Raw genomic sequence first — 18,365 nt, forward strand, 5'->3', positions numbered from 1 at the left:
ACCTCTGGCCATTGCTAAAATAGCGTCCCCTACCCCAGAGAATCTCCCATGGCGCGCGTCCAGCTCGAGTTACCCGAACAGTTCCTTTACACCCATACCATCAACGTGCGCATGACCGACCTGAACACCGGTAAACACGTGGGTAATGATCAGATGATTTCCTTGCTCTCCGAAGCCCGCTACCGGTTTTTCTGTGACATTGATTACAGCCAGGAGCGCATTGTGGTCACCGACTTGGTGGCCAACTATCTAGCGGAAAGCTTTGCCCGAGACGATCTGCAATTCGAGGTAGGGCTAATGGATTTCAACAAGTATGGTGCCGATCTGATTTTCCGAGTCACCAAGCAACCCAGCGGGCAGCTAGTGGTATTGGCCAAACAGGGCTTCGTATTTTTTGATCACGTCACCCACGGTGTAATGCCTATGCCAGAGGACTTCAAGGCAAAGTTTTCCGACATTACCTGAGGCCTCCAGCCAAACACCTACGGAGATCAACAACCCCAGTTTACCGCTTACAAAGCCATCCCTGTGCACCAGCCACAAGCCCAAGCCCACTGGAAATTAAATCCTCCCAGTTGCCCGGTTACATCCAGCACTTCGCCAATGAAATGCAAACCGGGCACCTCTTTGACAGCAAAATTTTTGGACGAAATGGCATCCGTATCCACCCCGCCCAAAGTCACTTCTGCGGTGCGGTAACCTTCAGTGCCAGAGGGTTTGAATGCCCAGCCTTTAAGCGTTCCTGCCACCGTGGCCAAGCGCTCATTGCTGAACTGCTGCAGAATACCCTGCCAACCAAACTGATCCACTAGTGCCGCCGCCAACCGCTGTGAAAAGTACTGCCGTAACCAGCGCTCCAGCCCACGGTTAGGATGCGCCCGACGCTCTTCAATCAATAGCGCAAACGGATCGTCTAGCTGGGGCAACCAATCCACGGTCACTGGCTGACCCGGTGTCCAGAAACTGGATACCTGCAACATAGCGGGCCCAGACAGCCCCCGGTGGGTGATCAGCATGGGCTCGGCAAAAGCGGCCTCGGCAGCCCGCGCCACGACCTCGGTGCTGATGCCCGACAACTGTGTCAGCCAGGCCTTGTCCTCGGGCTGTAAAGTGAACGGCACCAAGCCAGCACGGGTGGGTAAGACAGAGAGTCCAAATTGCTCCGCCAGTTGATAACCAAAGCCACTAGCCCCCATCGTTGGAATCGACAAACCACCGCAGGCCACCACCAACTTCGCACACTGGATGACACCGGCACTGGTGGTCAGACCAAAGCCTCTGGCCGTCTGCCTGACTTGCCGGATAGCGGTATTGAGGCGGATCTCGGCTCCCGCCCACTCACACTCGGTGAGCAGCACCCCGAGGATTTCCTTTGCTGATTCAGCGCAGAAAAGCTGCCCAGGGGCTTTTTCCACGTGCTCTATGCCATGGCGCTCAATTAATTCCACAAAATGCCAGGGACTGTAGCGTTTGAGAGCGGATTTACAGAAATGGGGATTCGCGGAGATGAAATGCTCCGGCGCGGTATTCAGGTTAGTGAAATTACACCGTCCGCCACCGGACATGAGAATTTTCTTGCCCGCTTTATTGGCATGGTCCAGCACCAGTACTCGATGGCCCTGATACGCTGCCGTAGCAGCGCACATCAGCCCGGCTGCGCCGGCACCGATAACCACTACATCGACCTCAGTTGCTGCTTTTTTACCTGCCCCTGTTATGCCTGACATGAGACCACCAGCGTAAATCCGACCGGCAAGGATAACGGGGATATCTTCCAGGTTCCATCTGGGCCGCTTCCTAAGCAGGCGGCGGCCATGCGATTCATTAAGCGCAACAGGTACTTTTCACCCTAATCTGTGATCAATCAGAATATAAGAACAGAGCGGCTGGCAGCGAATAACAGCGCTCTCAGCGATAGTACCGTCATTCTTACTGGTGGCCTTGAGAGCGGCGGCGCCTTCAACCTTCAACCTTCAACCTTCAACCGCCAGAGCATGGCCGGTTACAACGAATCCGGCGCAATCTCACATTCTCCCAAGGCTCGCTTTGCCGCTACTGCCCAAGCTCTTGTGCGGTGAAGGTATCCGCAAACAGAGGTGAACTGAGGTAACGTTCGCCGGAATCTGGCAGCACCACCACAATGGTCTTGCCGGCAAATTCGGGCTGCTGGCTAAGGCGATCTGCCACGCACATGGCAGCGCCACAGGAAATACCCGCCAGAATACCTTCTTCCTGCATTAGCTTGTGCGCCCACGCCATGGCGTCTTCGTTGCTGACCTGCTCCGCCCGGTCCACAACCGAGATATCTAAGTTCTGGGGCACGAAACCTGCGCCGATTCCCTGAATTTTATGGGGCCCGTGGGTCGGCTCTTCGCCTTTTAAAGCAGCAGAGATCATCGTGGAAGAATCTGGCTCCACGGCAACAGCGGTGATGGCTTTACCCTGAGTATTCTTAAGATAGCGGGCGACTCCGGTGATGGTACCGCCGGTGCCCACCCCACATACCAGTACATCAATATCCCCACCAGTATCTTCCCAGATTTCCGGGCCGGTGGTTTTTTCATGAATAGCCGGGTTCGCCGGGTTGTCGAACTGTTGCAGCATCAAGTGGGTATCCGGGCTTTCCTGCACCAGCTCTTCGGCCTTGGCGATGGCACCAGGCATGCCTTTAGGGCCCGGGGTAAGTACCAGTTTGGCGCCCAGCGCCTTGAGGATCTTGCGACGCTCTAAGCTCATGGAATCCGGCATGGTGAGCACCAGGTCATACCCTCGGGCGGCCGCCACATAGGCCAGCGCAATACCGGTATTACCACTGGTTGGTTCAACCAGGGTCATGCCCGGCTTGAGCTTACCGCTCTTTTCCGCATCCTGAACCATGGATGCCCCGATGCGGCACTTAACGCTACCAGCCGGGTTACGGGATTCGATCTTGGCGAGAATATTACCCTGGCTGATACGATTGATCTTTACCAAAGGAGTGTTGCCGATGGTTTCGCTATTGTCTTGGTAGATGCGGGTCATATTGATCTCTCCGTTCTTTGCGCATGGCGCACAATGGCTTACTGCGGTTTATCCTGCTTTTTCAGCCGCCGGTTCCAACGCTGGCGCGCATACAAACGCAAGTCGGCCACGTTATCAGTTTCATCCATAATTTCACGGCCCAAGATGCTTTCTAAAATATCTTCCAGGGTGATCAGACCCACCCAAGTGCCGTGCTCATCATAAACCACAGCCATATGCTGACGTTGCGTCAACATCACACTGAACAACTCTTGGATACTCAGCGTGGTATGCACCATGGACACTTGCCGAGCCAACGTTTGCATGGTCTTTTCCATGTCGCTGTCGAGCAAATCGGACTTATGGATATACCCTTTCGCTTCACCGCTGTCACTCATCACTGGGTAACGAGAGAAGGGCTGCCCTTTCTCACGTTCGCGAAATTCACCCACTGTCATGGTCGGAGACACCGTGCGGCATACCGTACGCGGCGTCATGATGGCGCCCACAGGAATATCGTGCAAACGCAGAATATTATGGATCACTCGATGTTCGTCATCATCCAGTGCCCCCTGATCCTCACCCATGTCTGCCAGTGCGCGAATTTCTGCACGCACATCCACATCGTGTTCGTTGCCACCGATTCGGTTGGTAATCAATTTCGATAACCAAACGAAGGGAAGTAACGACACCATGATGACCTTGAGTGTAGGCGGTAGAGCCGGTGCCAACGAGCGCCAGTATTTAGCGCCAATGGTTTTCGGGATAATTTCGGAAAAGATCAAGATTGCCAGCGTCATGATGCCGGACGCAGCCCCCAGCCACGCTTCCCCGAACACCACCGCCACCTGGGCACCTACCCCCGTGGCACCCACCGTATGCGCCACCGTGTTCAGGGTGAGAATCGCCGACAGCGGTTTGTCGATATCATCCTTAAAGGCGCGCAGACTTTTATACAGCGCTGGGCGAGTGTCACGCAGGCCAGCAATAAAGCTTGGAGTAATAGACAGCAACGCAGCTTCCAGCACGGAGCACACAAAGGAAAAGCCAATGGAGATGGTGGCGAAGATAATCAGTAACGTCACCGATGCATGCTCCTTATGCCAGTACGCGGCTCAACTGAGCCGCGCACATCAGGGTTATTAGGGTATGTAATGCGCCGCGAAGTCCGCTAGCACCTGTCGTACATTGGCCATGCCATCGTGTATCACCGCGTCAATTTCCGCCATGGTAATTTCATGGCTGGACTTGCCGGCCGCCGGATTCACTACCAGAGACAGCATGGCGTAAGGCAGCTCTAGCTCCCGAGCCAGAACCGCTTCCGGCATACCGGTCATGCCGACGATATCGCAACCATCACGCTCCAAGCGGTCAATTTCCGCCGCCGTTTCCAGCCGTGGGCCTTGGGTCGCACCGTAACATCCCCCATCGTTCCAGTGCAGATCAGCCGCGCCAAGTCGCGCTTTCAGAGCATTGCGTAAAGTAACATCAAACGGCCAACTGAAATCCACATGCACCAACGGTTCGCTAAGATTGTCGAACAGGGTCATCTCGCGACCGTAGGTGTAATCGATAATCTGATCGGGTAACACCAGCGCGCCAGTGGGCGCCTGGGCAGTAATGCCCCCCACCGCATTGGTCGCAACAATGGCAGTAGCCCCCGCCGCTTTCAACGCCGCCAGATTCGCCCGGTAATTCACCTGGTGGGGTAACAGCAGATGGGGGTCGCCATGACGGGCTAAAAACAAGACTCTCTGCCCATTCAGTGCCCCTTCTACCACCGGCGCAGAAGCAGCCCCAAAGCGGGTCTCAGGTGTGTGCGAGTCGATGATGCGCAGGTTGTCCATACGCGTCAGGCCTGTACCACCAATAAACGCCAACATTAGAGATCACTCTCTTTGACCGCATAAATACCCGGAGCATTGCGCCAGAAGCCCTTGTAATCCATACCCATACCAAAGAGGTAATAGTCATCCGCTTCGAGAGCGGTGAAATCAGCTTTCAAACCAGGTCGTGCTTTTCGATCGTGTTTCTTGTCTACCAATACACAGGTCTTCACAGAGGCTGCGCCTTGGGACTTACACGCTTCGATAATCGACAACAAGGTGGAGCCAACATCGAGGATGTCGTCCACAATCACCACATGGCGGCCTTGCAGAGTGGCGCTGGGCGTCACAATCCACTCCACTTCACCACCAGTGGTGGCGCCCAAATAACGGCTGGCGTGGAGATAATCCATTTCCAGCGGAAAATCCAATCGCTTGACCAGTTCCGCCGCGAAGATCATCCCACCGTTCATAATGGTCACGAATACTGGCACCTTGCCGGAGCAGGCTTCGGTGACTTCAAAGGCCAGTTTACCGATGGCTTCCTGTACCTGATCAGAGGAATGCAGTTCGATGGCGTTACGCCGAACTGTCATTAATTCCTTTTGCAGTTCTTCAGCGCTGGACATGCTGGAGCTCCTCCGCGTTGCTGTCTTCCAAACCCGTTGCCGGGGCATCATCGTTCTGGCCAACCAGGTGCAACGTGCGTGTGGGGAACGCAAATTCGGCACCGTGTTGATGGACAATATTCATGATTTTCATCAGCACATCTTGTTTGATCTCATGATACTGAACCCACTGCGTGGTTTTAGTGAACGTATAAATAAAGAACTCCAGGTGAGAGGCTCCATAGCTATCGAAGTTCACGATCAACGTGCGCTTATCCGTTTCCAGATCTTCATGTTCAACCAGCATGGTGCGAACGTCCGCCACAATGGCGGGCATTTTCTGCCAATCATCATAACGGATGCCGATTTTTTCATTGATTCGGCGGTTGTACATCCGCGACGGGTTTTCCAGCACGATGGAGGTAAACATGGCATTGGGAATATACAGCGGGCGTTGATCAAAGGTGCGGATGCGCGTTAGGCGCCAACCGATATCCTCCACGCTACCTTCGATGGAACGATCCGGTGAACGCACCCAATCCCCCACCCGGAATGGTTTATCCAGGTAGACCATCATGCCGCCGAAGAAGTTGGCCAATAGATCCTTGGCAGCAAAGGCTACCGCCATGCCGCCAATACCGCCAAAGGCCAGCACACCGGAAATGCTATAGCCCAACGTCTGCAAAATAATCAGCAGGGAGGTAATAATGACCGACACCCGCAACAACTTGGCAACCGCCGCTGCCGTGGATTGATCCATGGGTTTACGCATGCGGCCCGGATCAATCAGGTTCTTTTCGGTATAGGAAATAAACCGGCTCAGGAACATGGCAATAATGATAATAAAGGCAATGCGACGAGCCTGTGGCACCATTTCAAACAGCACGTTGTCTTCGTGTGAAACCGCCTGCAACAGCTCCATGGACACGGACAAGCCAATGACCCAGAACACCAAACGCACGGGAATTCGCACGGCTTCCAGCAAGGCGTCATCCCACAGGGTTTCAGTTTTTCCAATTAACCGCTCAGCCACGTCGATGCTGCGCATCAAAATAAAATTGATGGAGACAGTGCACAGCACAATGATAAACAGCTGAGTCAGCCAGATATCCATTGGCGTCTCGACCGTTGGCCACTGCAGCAGTTGATTCCAATCCCAGTTCATTAATATTGTCCTTCGCGTTTACGGTTCAATTCAGTGTTCACGTAATGCTGCAGCCAAATCAGCGGCCACCGCCCTGCGCTGTGCGTCCATAGGCAGGCGCGGGCGAGCACGCAGCCCTGCCGCCGGTACCTGCCCTGAAAAGTTCTGTGTGCCCAGAAAATCCAGAACTTGCTCCGCCCCTTCGCGGCAATTGCAAGCCAATACCATGTCGCAGCCCGCCTCCAACGCTGCTTGCGCGCGCTGGGGGTATCCGCCCACACCGTGGGCTCCAGCCATGGACAGATCATCAGAGAAAATCACACCACGGAAGCCCAGTCGCTCACGCAGCTGCGTCTGCAACCAATAACGGGAGAAACCGGCGGTCTGTTGTTCCACGGCGCTATAGATCACATGGGCCGGCATGATGCCGTCCAGTTTTGGCGCCAAAGCCATGAAAGGGCGCATGTCCGCCGCCTCCAATTCAGACAGAGGGCGTGGATCTATTGGTAATTCCAGATGAGAATCCGCGCCCACATGGCCATGGCCGGGGAAGTGCTTGCCCGTGGCCGCCATGCCAGCGGCGCTCATGCCGTCGATAAAGGCGCCAGCCAGAGCAATCATGGCATCGGCAGCGCCATGGAAGCTGCGATCACCGATCACCGAGCTGTTGCCATAATCCAGATCCAACACCGGCGCAAAGCTGATATCGATATCCAGTTCGGTTAGCTCCGAGGCCATCAGCTCCCCTAGCAAGGTCGCTTCCCCCACGGCTTGGGCCGGTGCCTGATCATAACGCTGCCCCAGGGCCGCCATAGGCGGCAAACGCACAAAGCCGTCGCGAAAGCGCTGTACGCGCCCGCCTTCCTGGTCCACGGCAATCAGCATCTCCGGGCGCACAGCACGAACCTGCTGCACCAATTCCGCCAATTGTTGGCGATCCACATAATTGCGGGCAAACAGAATCAAACCACCGGCACCGGGGTGTGCCAGCATGTCTTTTTCCGAGGCACTGACCTCAAGACCTTCCAGATCAAGCATTAATAGCGGGGACGCGGATGCAGACATGGCAACCTTATAGACAGAGGACATTAATCGGTGATTGTCACCCGGGTGCCAACCGACACTTGGTCAAACAGACGAATCACCGCATCATTTCGCATCCGGATACAGCCATGGGAAGCGGGTGTTCCCATGGGCTCATAGTCCGGTGTGCCATGAATATAAATAAAGCGCCGAAAACTATCCACGTCACCGCCAAGATTCCTACCTGGTTCCATCCCCCCAAGCCAGAGAATTCGACTGAGCACCCAATCACGTTCGGGGAATCGGGCTCCCAGCTCGGCATCAAACACTTCACCGGAAAACTTACGCCCCAATAGTACCGCTCCGGGCGGTAGGCCCGCACCAAAACGCGCCCGTACCACATGGACACCACGCGGCGTAGCACCACTGCCCATAGCTTCACCGGCACCATTAGCGGCACTGGATATGGCAAACCGTTCAGTAACGTGCTCGCCGCGCAGTGCCAACCACTGCTCAGACAAATTGATCATCAATTTCATGGGAATAGTTTCAGGCTGGGCATTGAAAGTTGCAACGTGCGCGCTAGCGGGACCCGATGATCAAGGTTATCAGCATGGGCACCACAACGGGTCTTTATTGAGAGCCCTTAGTGTCAACGCTTAACAGATCCGGCACATCTGCCTTAATGCCCCCCACCAAAAACGACAAGAGACGGCGAGTGATATCTGCGGCACTGGCATCCACATTGAAGTCGGCCTTGCTAATACTCTGCAGCGATTGCATACCAGACAGGGTAAAAATCACCGCGCCGAGACTGAACTGCACCCGCCAGAATAGCTCCATGGGCGACACACCCGGCACGGCCTGATGCAAATGTCGCTGCAAACGGGCAAAAACGGCGCCGTAGTGTTTGTGAAGATATTCGCGCAGGTGAACCTGCGGCTGACTGTAAGCCTGCCCGGAAAGACGGAAGAAAATCGCCGCCCGTTGAGGGTCATCAGGGTGAGTACCCAACGCCAAGCGGAACACGATACCCAGCACATATTCAGGAGTATCAAGAATACCAGAGGTTTCCATTTCGTCGAGTTTGGCATCCAAAGCCCGGCTAAATGGCTTCAGAAATCGTTCAAACACCGCCTGAATCAAGGCTTCTTTTGAACCAAAATGGTAATTCACCGCAGCAAGATTCACTCCGGCTTTACTAGTAATGGCACGCAAACTGGTTTCTGCAAAGCCCTTTTGGGCGAACAATACCTCTGCAGCATCAAGAATCCGGTCTACTGTTCCCGCCTGTGCCATACCCTGCCCTGTGTGTTCGAAACATACGTTTCAAACATACGTTTGCCTGACAGGAGGGTCAAGAAAGAAAGCCCTAGGCCCAACCTAAGGCTCAACGTTTACCACCTCTGGAAACGCCGATGTTATCGCCACATTCTCGGCGCCGAGCATCCTGCTAAAAATAATACACCAGCTCCGCTTGGATAAAGTCTGAGCGGCTGATCGGTGACAGACCCGGATTGCTATTCACGTTACGCAGCGCATCCCGGTACAGTTGCGTGGCACTTTGTGGCTTCCCAGCATCGGTATAAAAACGGGCTTCCAGAGTTACCTTCAGGTTGTTGCCAATACGACGGCTGGATTCCACGCTAAACGCTTTTTCTTGCTCTTGCGTATCATAGATAACCCCGGCAAGAATTTCAGTGGAGGCCACGTTGTTGAACGTAAACCGGGTTCCGAACAACACATCACTTGCCATGGGCGAAGCCAAACTATCGGCTCGGTCTTCCCACATATATTCCACGATCCAGCCTAGATCTGCCGCCGTATCAAACAAACCCACTTGGGTATATTCAAAACCGCCATCCACGGCACTGAAACGCTCGCCCTGACCGGATCGACTTATCGCTTCCAGTTTCCACAGCCAACCGCTGTTCAGGTATTGAAGCTCCAGCCCTGTCTGATCAATAACGTTATACAACGGAGTCAATTGCGGATTACTGCCCGCCGGCAACTGCCCGGTGGCAATCAGTGCTGACAACTCCGCCATGGTGAGAGCATCAGGCACCAGCAACGGCTCCCGACTGGTGCCGGAAAAATGCGACAGCGCCAGCTCAAGCCCATTGTCGAAGTACTGCTGGTAGCGAATGGCAAAATCGAACCGCTGATTTTCCTTTGAGGATTCGTAGTAGGCATTGTTGGATATCGGCAAGGGTGTACGCGGTCGACCGTCTTCGCCCGCATAAGTGCGCTCACGAAAGCCTGGTAGAATGAACACATCGACAATCCCCCAGTTGCGAACAGTGGACAGGTTAATCATGGGTTGGCCGAGCTTTTCCTCGCCGTCCACCTGGTCCACCAGATCGGTCTGGTTGATAACGTCCACCAAATGCCGGCCTTCAGTTACGCCCCAAAACACCTTGCGAATACCCACACGCGATTCCCAGCCGTTGCCCACATGAATCCAAGACAGTTCGCGAATATCCCAATGGGTCCGCTCCGTATCGTTTTCATCCACTCGGGCATAGGGAATAAACGTGAGCAGGTCATCACGGTTGTTCCATTCATGGAGGATTTCCGGCTTTAGATACACGGAACCGTTGGTCGAATAATCCGACTGAGGGTAAGGCGAATCCTGGGTAAAGTAACGCCCTTCCAACCCCACTTCACCGCGAAATTCCCACGCAAAGGAAGCCAATGGCATCGTCAACAGCGAAGCCGTAACCAACCCGATTTTCATAGTACTAACGCGCGAGATCAACGTGCGCGTTTCAAGCTATTTTTGTTGAAATCCGCACCGTCCAGCCCGGTACCGTAGCGGTAGTTACTCCAGAATAGGTCGGTGAATTTTCCAGTTTGGTGGTTGACCATGGACATCTTCCCAGGCTGCCAATACTTGTCCTGGTACTGGGAAAAATCACTGGCTTTCAGTGTCTTGAGCAGGCTTTCCTTGCGATCGTAATAATCTACTTTCCAGGTACGGTATTCCTGCTGATCGATCCAGGAAACCTGACGGATATAACCGGAGTCTTCATCTTGCGGGTAACGAGCTACCACAAAACAGGTCAGCTCGCCGCAGGGCTCATCGCGCAGGTATTCGTAGGTGTATTTCTCCACTTCCTGGCCGCGCATGTCTTCAAAACTAAACTCACTGCCCATGAAAGGCCCGGATTTATTCCGCGAGGCGATGGTCTTTACCCGGCGGAGGGCGGGCAGATACAGCCACTGGTCGTCGTCGCGGGTTTTGTAGCTGAACGTGAGCATGGCCGTACCACGTACATCACGGGGGGTATCGAAAATGGTCAAGCTCTTGTCGCCCTCCCCCTCGCCGGTGCCTTCCAGCGTTTTCACTCGCAGCTCCCGCTCAGAGGTCTGGCCGCTCTTACTGATCAGCACCATTTTCATGTCCGCCTGGAAGTCCCCGAAACCCTCGCCACGGCTATCCGCCTCCTGGGCGATTTGCAGCCCTTTTTCTTCCGGGCTCTGGGCCAGCACAGTGGGCGCAGCCAAGCTGATAAACAAAACGGCAGGCAGTAAACGAACGTTCATGGAGTTCCTCACGGTACACATGTCTGGGGCGATGCCGGCAAAGCAAGCAACAGCGTGTTTACCATGATAGCGATTTAAACCAAAACGGCGATGCTCAAAGAGGCCAAAAAATAATTGACTGTTGATAGTGGCCCGCTGAGATTTCCATGAGCCCAAACGCAAGAGGCCGCCCCCTTCTCTGGGAGCGGCCTCTTGCGTTTGCCACCAGAAACATCATCGATGCACCTAGCGCTCAACTGCCTACGATCAACTATCGACTGACCTTCACCACTCTTCCAGATACCCCATGCAGTGCTCTACCAGCTCTCCCACGCGGGTAACGCTGTCAGCAAGGCGTTGCAGGTCACCGTCGGCCAGAGGGGCATAACGGTCTTCTGCCATCAAGTTAAGCGCATCGCTTTCATTGGGCGGTGTCGGACGACGGGCCAAACCAGCCGCGCCCAGTGCGGTTTGCATTTCACCATCCAGCCAGGCAATCAGATCACCCCGATCGGCACGGGCACGAGCCAAAATAGCGATTTCCGGCGCCTCCACTCCCGCGTCCCGAAAAGCCTGCTCCAATGCAGCAAGGCTGAACAAGGTATCGGTATGGGCAACCTGAAAGGTCTTTCCAGATTGCCGCGCCAAGCCCACCAGCACGGAATAAAGGTGAAAGACCACCGCCCCACGCAATGCCAGCCGCACGGTTGGGGTGGCATCGGCCTGATCGTGAGTCAGTTGCTGCAACAGCGCGCGGGCAAAGTAGAGCCGCTCGCGCAAACCACTAACGGTATTATCTCGAACCATTCTGGACATAAAAAACACTCTTAAAACAGCTACCCACTACAAGCTTTGAGCTACAAGGCGCGGAGCACACCCAATGAATTGGCTAGCCGTACCCGCGTTCATCCTCTCTTTGCTGCGCGTGACCCTTCATCATTCAAGATACGAAAACAGCGGCCACAGGCTATAGCATGCATGTTACTTCTTGGCCGCGGCTTTTTTCTTCGTGGCCTTTTTCTTGGCCGCGGCTTTCTTTTTCGCGGGGGCTTTTTTCTTGGCCTGTTCCTCGACCCATTTGCCATCACGATAGAACGCCATCCAGCCGGTAGCCTTACCGTCGATCTCGCTCATCACATACTGCTCTTTGGCCTTGCGGCTATAGCGCAGCACGCCTTTATTGCCGTCCGGGTCCGTAGCAGGCGCTTGGGCCAAATAGGCATGTTTGGGATCCAGCTGCTCGGCCACACTCTGAATTTCTTCGATTAGTGGCGGCCGCGTTTCCCGATTTTTGGGGAACTTGCTGGCGGCCAGAAACAGGCCAGAGGCACCGTCACGCAACAGATAATGATCATCCACCTTCTGGCATTGCAGGTGCGGCATAGGAATCGGGTCGGCTCGTGGCGGTGCCGGCTCGCCGCTCTTAAGCAGCTTGCGGGTATTGCCACACTCATCATTGGTGCATTTGAAGAACTTGCCAAAACGCCCTGTGCGCAACTGCATATCATTGCCGCACTTCTCACATTCCAGCACCGGGCCATCATAACCCTTGATACGGAACTCACCCTTCTCGATCACATAACCGTCGCAGTCCGGGTTATTACCGCAAATATGCAATTTGCGCTTTTCGTCGATCAGGTAGTTTTCCATTGCGGTGCCACATTTCTGACAACGCTTCTTACTACGCAATTCATTGGTTTCCGCTTCTTCATCATCATCCGTTTTCACCGCTTCCGCTTCTTCACCAGGCAACAGGTTTAGTGTCGCGGTGCAGCGCTCTTTCGGCGGCAAAGCATAACCAGAACAGCCCAGGAACACTCCGGTGGAGCCGGTACGAATCTGCATCGGGCGGCCACAGCTAGGGCACTCGATATCGGTGTCGGTAGGCAGGTTGGCGCGCATGCCGCCCACTGCCTGCTTGCCAGTGCCTTCACCTTGGGCTGCATCCAGTTTGCTCACAAAGTCTTTGTAGAACTCGTTGAGCACGTCCTGCCAATTACGCCGCCCTTCGGCAACCTCATCCAAGGTTTCTTCCATGCTGGCGGTAAAGCCATAGTCCATCAGGTTGGAGAAGCTCTCTACCAGACGGTCAGTGACGATGTCGCCCATCTTTTCCGCATAGAAACGGCGGTTATCCTGACGCACGTAGCCACGGTCCTGAATGGTGGAGATAATCGCCGCGTAGGTAGACGGGCGACCAATGCCTCGCTTTTCCAGTTCCTTAACCAGGCTTGCTTCGGTAAAGCGCGCCGGCGGTTTGGTGAAATGCTGGTTGGCGTCCACATTATCGATGGCCAGCACATCGCCTTCTTTCACGTCCGGCAGCAAGGTGTCTTCTTGACCCTTGCGCGAGGCCGGCGGCTGAATGCGAGTCCAACCATCGAACTTCATGATGCGCCCTTTCGCTTTCAGCTCATAGCCATTGCCGATGGCCGTCAGCGTGGAGCTGAGGTATTCCGCCGGGGGCATCTGGCAGGCAATAAACTGACGGCGAATCAATTCATAAAGGCGTTGCGCATCGCGTTCCATATCTTTCAGGGAATCGGAGGTACGCCGTACATCAGAAGGACGAATCGCTTCGTGCGCTTCTTGGGCCCCTTCCTTGCTACTGTAAGACAACGGCTCGTCGGGAAGATACTTATCCCCCAGCTTTTCGCCGATCCATTCCCGGCAGGCTGCCACCGCATCGGAACTCAGGTTGGTGGAGTCGGTACGCATGTAGGTAATGTGGCCGGCTTCGTAAAGCCGTTGCGCCATCATCATGGTCTTTTTCACCCCGAAGCCCAGCCGCGTACTGGCCGCCTGCTGTAGGGTAGAGGTAATAAACGGCGCGGAAGGCTTGGAACGGGTCGGCCGTTGCTCGCGCTGACTGATGGTCAGGCGGCCGGCATTTTCCAGAGCTTGCTTGTGCGCCGCGGCATCGTCGCCGTTGTTAGGGCGGAACGCCAAACCGTTGTGCTTTGCCACCTGCAAACGCAGGGCTTCACCATCGCCGCTGTGGGTATCGCTGTAAAGCTCCCAGAATTCTTCCGGGATAAAAGCGCGGATTTCACGCTCACGCTCCACTACCAACTCCACCGCTACGGACTGAACCCGACCGGCAGACAATCCGCGGGCGATCTTTTCCCACAGCAGCGGGGAAATCATGAAGCCCACCACCCGATCCAGGAAGCGACGAGCCTGCTGGGCTTCTACCCGGTGCAAGTCCAGCTTGCCGGGTTCTTCGAAAGCCGCCTGAATGGCTTTCTTGGTAATTTCGTTGAACACCACCCGGTCGAAGCGCTCTTCATCGCCACCGATAACTTCCCGCAGGTGCCAGGCAATAGCCTCCCCTTCGCGGTCCAAATCCGTTGCCAGATAGATGCGGTCTGCTTTCGCAGCCAGGCGCTTGAGCTCATCAACCACCTTGTCCTTACCGGGGAGCACTTCATAGTGGGCGGCCCAGCCATTTTCCGGATCGATCCCCATACGATTGATCAGCTGCTTCTTGGCCTTCTTCTTTTTATAGGCATCCCGCTCTTCCTTGGGCAAGGAGCGCGTGTAGGCTGCCTCCTTGGCCCGCTCTTGAGGGGTGCTTTTTTTGGAGCCACCACTGACCGGCAGGTCGCGCACGTGGCCGACGCTGGACTTCACGATGAAGTCGTCGCCCAGGTAGCGGTTAATGGTTTTTGCCTTGGCAGGCGACTCCACAATTACTAACGATTTTCCCATTCTCAGGTACTCAACATCCGGTCTAAGGCGTGTGATGGGCGCTATTTAGACAGCGCCGGTATAGGCGGGTCAAGCAGGAACTGCCCCCTTGCTCCTTTTTTAGTAGTAGTACAAGCCACCCTGTCAGGGCAACCCTCATCTGTAAAACAGCCTGCTAGCAACGCCGCACAAGCACGCTATACTGCAATGAACCTCATTTTTCAGGGAGAGAACCGTGCTGAGTCCCTATCGCAGAATACTGGTTGCCATCGATGGCAGCGATGAATCACCCCAGGTACTGTCCCGCGCGGCTGGCGTACTGTCGGGCAATGACGGCGAACTGCATTTAATCCATGTGATAGAACCGCTGGCTCTGGCCTACGGCGCGGATGTACCCATGGATGTAACCGACCTGCAAAGCGGGCTGATGAAACAAGCCCAAGAAATGGCAGATAAATACGCCGGCCAATACCACGTGCCGGAAGCCAACGTTTACGTGGATATGGGATCTATCGAAAAAACCATTCTCGACAAGGCAGACAAGATAGGCGCGGATTTAATCGTGGTGGGCAGTCATACGCGAAGCGGCCTAGCACTGCTGCTAGGCTCCACGGCCAGAGGCCTGGTCCCCGGTGCGCACTGCGACGTGCTGGCCGTTAAGGTAGACCAGCACTAGCAACGGGGAAATAGCGCAGCGCGTATTCCCCGAAGCAGAGCCCCTCAGGTCAGCTGCAGAGCCCCGGTGCTGGCCTGGCCTTCCTCGTTCCAGCGACACAGCAATTCTGCCAGCCCTTGCGCCTGCGCTTTCAATGCAGCCAGCTCTTGCGGACTGTTTTTCTCGCCATAAAACACTGGCAACTTGCGCATAGACTGAACCAGTTCATGGGTCGGTGCCTGCATTCGCTTCACCTCCAAAGTCCAGCGAATGTGATGCACAATCATATGGAAAAAAGCCAGCCGGGTTGCCAGCGAATAGGCACTGCCATCATCATTAAAATCATTGAAATCCAAGCTTGCCAATACCGCTTCGCGGGCATTATCTGTCACCTTAATAGTCGCACTACGCGGAGTCCCCAGCAGCATAGACAAGGAGCCAAACACCTCACCCGGTGATACATAATACAACGGCGCACCCTGGGGATTCTCCGATAACACTTCCAGCTGCCCCCTCAACAAAAAGTACAGAGTGGAATCCACCTCACCGGCTCGAATTACGCTTTCTCCCGAAGCGGCAACCCAAAGACGGGTGGTCTGTTCAAGCCGGGAAAATTCGTTCTGATCATCACGATTAATTTCATTAAAAAACGGCACGCCCGCTAACAGCTGGCGACGCCGTTGCTGGCCGAAATCATTATTATTGGCCTGCTCCATCCACTACCCCCACTGGTCTGATGGCATTGTAATCAACTACACACATGCTAGAGCGACCTCCACAACAGAGCAACGGCAAGGAAAAAAGAGGGGTGAACTCTTCTCCCAATGCTGACCAAATAACACTGTTCTTATTGTCAGTAAACATGCTAGCATCCTGAATATAGCACTTCCTGTCAGCCATTACTTACACGCTCAGGCAAGTGACCAATACATAGGCCTACACGCACCGAAAGGCGCCCAACTAGCCCCCCCCCCTAGAGGCCACGGCTAAGCGCCACACTCTGCAGGAAACAGGGAGAAGGTTATGAGCAGCAAACTTACCGACCGGCAGCAACAAGTCCTCGACTGCATCCGTGAATGTCTTAAGGACAACGGCATGGCCCCTACCCGTGCAGAGATTGCCGACATTATGGGATTCCAATCCAAGAATGCGGCCTCAGACCATCTCCGTGCCTTAGAGCGCAAAGGCTATATCAAACTTCACAGTGATCGCTCTCGCGGAATCCAACTACTTGATCATGCCTACTGGGGTGAAGAGGAACTGCCCGTCGTCGGTAAAGTGGCTGCGGGGATCCCCATTGAAGCCATCGAGAACGTGGAACGAACCGTGCCAGTACCCCAAGGCCTGTTTAAACAGCGCCCCACCTATCTATTAAAGGTGCAAGGCGACAGCATGGTGGATGCGGGCATTTTCGATGGCGACCTAATTGCCGTGCGCAAATCCAATGTGGCCCGTTCCGGTGAAATCGTTGTCGCGCGCATTGACGAAGAAGTCACGGTAAAGACCTTAAAGTTGAATAAATCCAGCGCCACACTACTCCCGGCTAACGAAGCCTATGAACCGATCAAAGTGCCCGCTGATCAACTTATTATTGAAGGCATTTTTGTGGGGCTAATTCGTGACCCAAACTCTTTTTAAAGCCTGTATCCGTGCCGGTACAGGCCTTTGCCTGATTGTATGGAGTGCATTTGCCATGGCTGAAACCCATCTTCTGGCACCCTGCCCGGACTCACCCAACTGTGTATCCAGCCTGGCTACACAGAGTGACAAGCGCGTTGACCCGTTACAGGTCGCCGCCGACCGGGAAAGCAGCCTGAAAAAGCTGGAAACACTGCTGGGCAGTCTTCCCCGTGTGGACTACGATGTTGTCGGCCAGTCGCGTATTCAAGCCCGCTTCACCAGTCGGATCCTGCGTTTTGTAGATGATGTCACTTTCTATGTTCGCGAGAATGGCATGGTGGAGGTCCGTTCCGCATCACGGGCCGGTTATTGGGATTTAGGTGCCAACCGTCGTCGGGTAGAATCCCTGCGCGAGCAGCTATTTGAGCAGGAAACCGATGACCGCACTTCACAACACCCCCCCTTCGGAAACGCAGAAAATCGCGCCTGAACAATGGGCCGATATCGGCGTTAACCTCACCGATCGACAATTTCATGACGACCGGGAGGCCGTGATTGAGCGTGCGGCTTGCGCCGGAGTTACTTGGCAGCTAATTACCGGCACCACTATCGACGATTCCCGCGCGGCCATTGCCCTCGCCGACGAGCACTCAGGGCTTTTCGCCACCGCCGGCCTGCACCCTCACAGCGCTCGTTTTTACTCTGCTGCGCTAGAAGCAGAGCTACGAGATCTACTCGCCCATGAACAGATAAAAGCTGCCGGCGAAATGGGCTTAGATTTCAATCGGGATTTTTCTCCGCGCCCAGAGCAGGAGCGGGCCTTCGAGGCTCAGTTAGCCCTGGCGGCGGAATACAAATTGCCGGTTTTTCTTCACGAGCGTGATGCCCATGAACGCTTTCTCCCTATCCTGAAATCCTTCCGCGATGCTCTGCCTGGCGCCGTTGTGCATTGCTTTACCGGTTCCCGTGAGGCTCTGTTCGCCTATCTGGATCTGGATTGCCACATCGGCATTACCGGTTGGGTCTGCGACGAACGACGTGGCAAACCGCTGGCAGAGCTGCTGCCTAACATTTCGGATAACCGCCTGCTTTTGGAAACAGACGCGCCCTATCTACTCCCCCGGGACCTGCCGCAAGCGCCCCCGAAAAAGCGCCGTAACGAGCCTGCGCTACTGCCTTGGATTGGCCAACGTGTCGCACAATTACGCGGGCAGGAGACGCAACAAGTCGCCGCCATGACGTATCAAAATGCGTTAACGCTGTTTCGCTGACCG

19 protein-coding genes are annotated in these 18,365 nt (G+C 54.9%); 5 read left to right on the plus strand and 14 right to left on the minus strand.

Features of this window, described 5'->3' with window-relative positions:
* Nucleotides 1-48 precede the first annotated feature (48 nt).
* Complete coding sequence (locus Y017_RS01810; RefSeq protein ID WP_035458467.1) at nucleotides 49-465, plus strand: thioesterase family protein; 417 nt, start codon at nucleotides 49-51, stop codon at nucleotides 463-465.
* Between the two features lie 47 nt (nucleotides 466-512).
* Here Y017_RS01810 and Y017_RS01815 read toward each other — a convergent pair whose 3' ends face one another.
* The 13 genes from Y017_RS01815 to topA all read right to left on the minus strand — a co-directional run bounded on the left by Y017_RS01815 (nucleotide 513) and on the right by topA (nucleotide 14,837).
* Complete coding sequence (locus Y017_RS01815; protein WP_035458468.1) at nucleotides 513-1,727, minus strand: NAD(P)/FAD-dependent oxidoreductase; 1,215 nt, start codon at nucleotides 1,725-1,727, stop codon at nucleotides 513-515.
* Between the two features lie 325 nt (nucleotides 1,728-2,052).
* Complete coding sequence (gene cysK / locus Y017_RS01820) at nucleotides 2,053-3,021, minus strand: cysteine synthase A (RefSeq protein WP_035458470.1); 969 nt, start codon at nucleotides 3,019-3,021, stop codon at nucleotides 2,053-2,055.
* 38 nt (nucleotides 3,022-3,059) lie between these two features.
* Entirely contained in the window at nucleotides 3,060-4,085 is a 1,026-nt protein-coding gene (locus Y017_RS01825; RefSeq protein WP_035458472.1) for a CNNM domain-containing protein, read from the minus strand.
* A 57-nt stretch (nucleotides 4,086-4,142) separates the two neighbouring features.
* A complete protein-coding gene (locus tag Y017_RS01830) occupies nucleotides 4,143-4,883 on the minus strand; it encodes an S-methyl-5'-thioinosine phosphorylase (RefSeq protein WP_011588305.1) in 741 nt (246 codons plus the stop codon).
* Entirely contained in the window at nucleotides 4,883-5,455 is a 573-nt protein-coding gene (locus tag Y017_RS01835) for a hypoxanthine-guanine phosphoribosyltransferase (RefSeq protein ID WP_011588304.1), read from the minus strand. Before Y017_RS01835 ends, Y017_RS01830 begins: the two co-directional genes overlap by 1 nt.
* On the minus strand, nucleotides 5,442-6,599 hold the full coding sequence (locus tag Y017_RS01840; protein WP_035458474.1) for a mechanosensitive ion channel family protein: 1,158 nt from the start codon (nucleotides 6,597-6,599) through the stop codon (nucleotides 5,442-5,444). Before Y017_RS01840 ends, Y017_RS01835 begins: the two co-directional genes overlap by 14 nt.
* Nucleotides 6,600-6,629: 30 nt before the next feature.
* Nucleotides 6,630-7,667 (minus strand): beta-N-acetylhexosaminidase, encoded by a 1,038-nt coding sequence (gene nagZ, locus Y017_RS01845; RefSeq protein WP_051428678.1) that lies wholly within the window; start codon nucleotides 7,665-7,667, stop codon nucleotides 6,630-6,632.
* Nucleotides 7,667-8,140 (minus strand): L,D-transpeptidase, encoded by a 474-nt coding sequence (locus Y017_RS01850; protein ID WP_035458476.1) that lies wholly within the window; start codon nucleotides 8,138-8,140, stop codon nucleotides 7,667-7,669. The genes nagZ and Y017_RS01850 overlap by 1 nt, the downstream gene beginning before the upstream one ends.
* 94 nt (nucleotides 8,141-8,234) lie before the next feature.
* Nucleotides 8,235-8,900: a TetR/AcrR family transcriptional regulator gene (locus Y017_RS01855; protein WP_011588300.1), complete on the minus strand. Its 666-nt coding sequence runs from the start codon at nucleotides 8,898-8,900 to the stop codon at nucleotides 8,235-8,237.
* Nucleotides 8,901-9,054: 154 nt separating this feature from the next.
* Nucleotides 9,055-10,338, minus strand: coding sequence for a hypothetical protein (locus Y017_RS01860; protein ID WP_035458478.1), 1,284 nt, complete (start codon nucleotides 10,336-10,338; stop codon nucleotides 9,055-9,057).
* 17 nt (nucleotides 10,339-10,355) lie between these two features.
* Nucleotides 10,356-11,147, minus strand: coding sequence for an outer membrane lipoprotein-sorting protein (locus Y017_RS01865; RefSeq protein WP_035458745.1), 792 nt, complete (start codon nucleotides 11,145-11,147; stop codon nucleotides 10,356-10,358).
* A gap of 264 nt (nucleotides 11,148-11,411) precedes the next feature.
* Entirely contained in the window at nucleotides 11,412-11,942 is a 531-nt protein-coding gene (locus tag Y017_RS01870) for a hypothetical protein (protein ID WP_035458480.1), read from the minus strand.
* Nucleotides 11,943-12,107: 165 nt separating this feature from the next.
* Entirely contained in the window at nucleotides 12,108-14,837 is a 2,730-nt protein-coding gene (gene topA, locus Y017_RS01875) for a type I DNA topoisomerase (RefSeq protein WP_035458482.1), read from the minus strand.
* Nucleotides 14,838-15,051: 214 nt separating this feature from the next.
* Between topA and Y017_RS01880 the strand changes: the two genes are divergently transcribed.
* Nucleotides 15,052-15,492 (plus strand): universal stress protein, encoded by a 441-nt coding sequence (locus Y017_RS01880; protein WP_011588295.1) that lies wholly within the window; start codon nucleotides 15,052-15,054, stop codon nucleotides 15,490-15,492.
* A gap of 44 nt (nucleotides 15,493-15,536) precedes the next feature.
* On the opposite strand, the gene Y017_RS01885 is transcribed toward Y017_RS01880, so the two are convergent.
* A complete protein-coding gene (locus Y017_RS01885) occupies nucleotides 15,537-16,187 on the minus strand; it encodes a cyclic nucleotide-binding domain-containing protein (RefSeq protein WP_011588294.1) in 651 nt (216 codons plus the stop codon).
* Nucleotides 16,188-16,494: 307 nt separating this feature from the next.
* Here Y017_RS01885 and lexA point away from each other — a divergent pair, with 307 nt between their 5' ends.
* From lexA to Y017_RS01900, 3 genes are read left to right on the plus strand one after another with little or no spacing between them, the layout of a single operon-like run.
* Entirely contained in the window at nucleotides 16,495-17,109 is a 615-nt protein-coding gene (gene lexA / locus Y017_RS01890) for a transcriptional repressor LexA (protein ID WP_011588293.1), read from the plus strand.
* Between the two features lie 55 nt (nucleotides 17,110-17,164).
* Entirely contained in the window at nucleotides 17,165-17,581 is a 417-nt protein-coding gene (locus Y017_RS01895) for a DUF1499 domain-containing protein (protein ID WP_035458484.1), read from the plus strand.
* The gene (locus Y017_RS01900) at nucleotides 17,529-18,362 is read left to right on the plus strand and encodes a TatD family hydrolase (RefSeq protein WP_231483329.1); all 834 of its coding nucleotides are present in this window, start codon (nucleotides 17,529-17,531) and stop codon (nucleotides 18,360-18,362) included. The genes Y017_RS01895 and Y017_RS01900 overlap by 53 nt, the downstream gene beginning before the upstream one ends.
* Nucleotides 18,363-18,365: the final 3 nt, after the last annotated feature.

Origin of the sequence: Alcanivorax sp. 97CO-5 (genome assembly GCF_000524665.1) — a bacterium.
GTDB lineage: Bacteria > Pseudomonadota > Gammaproteobacteria > Pseudomonadales > Alcanivoracaceae > Alcanivorax > Alcanivorax borkumensis.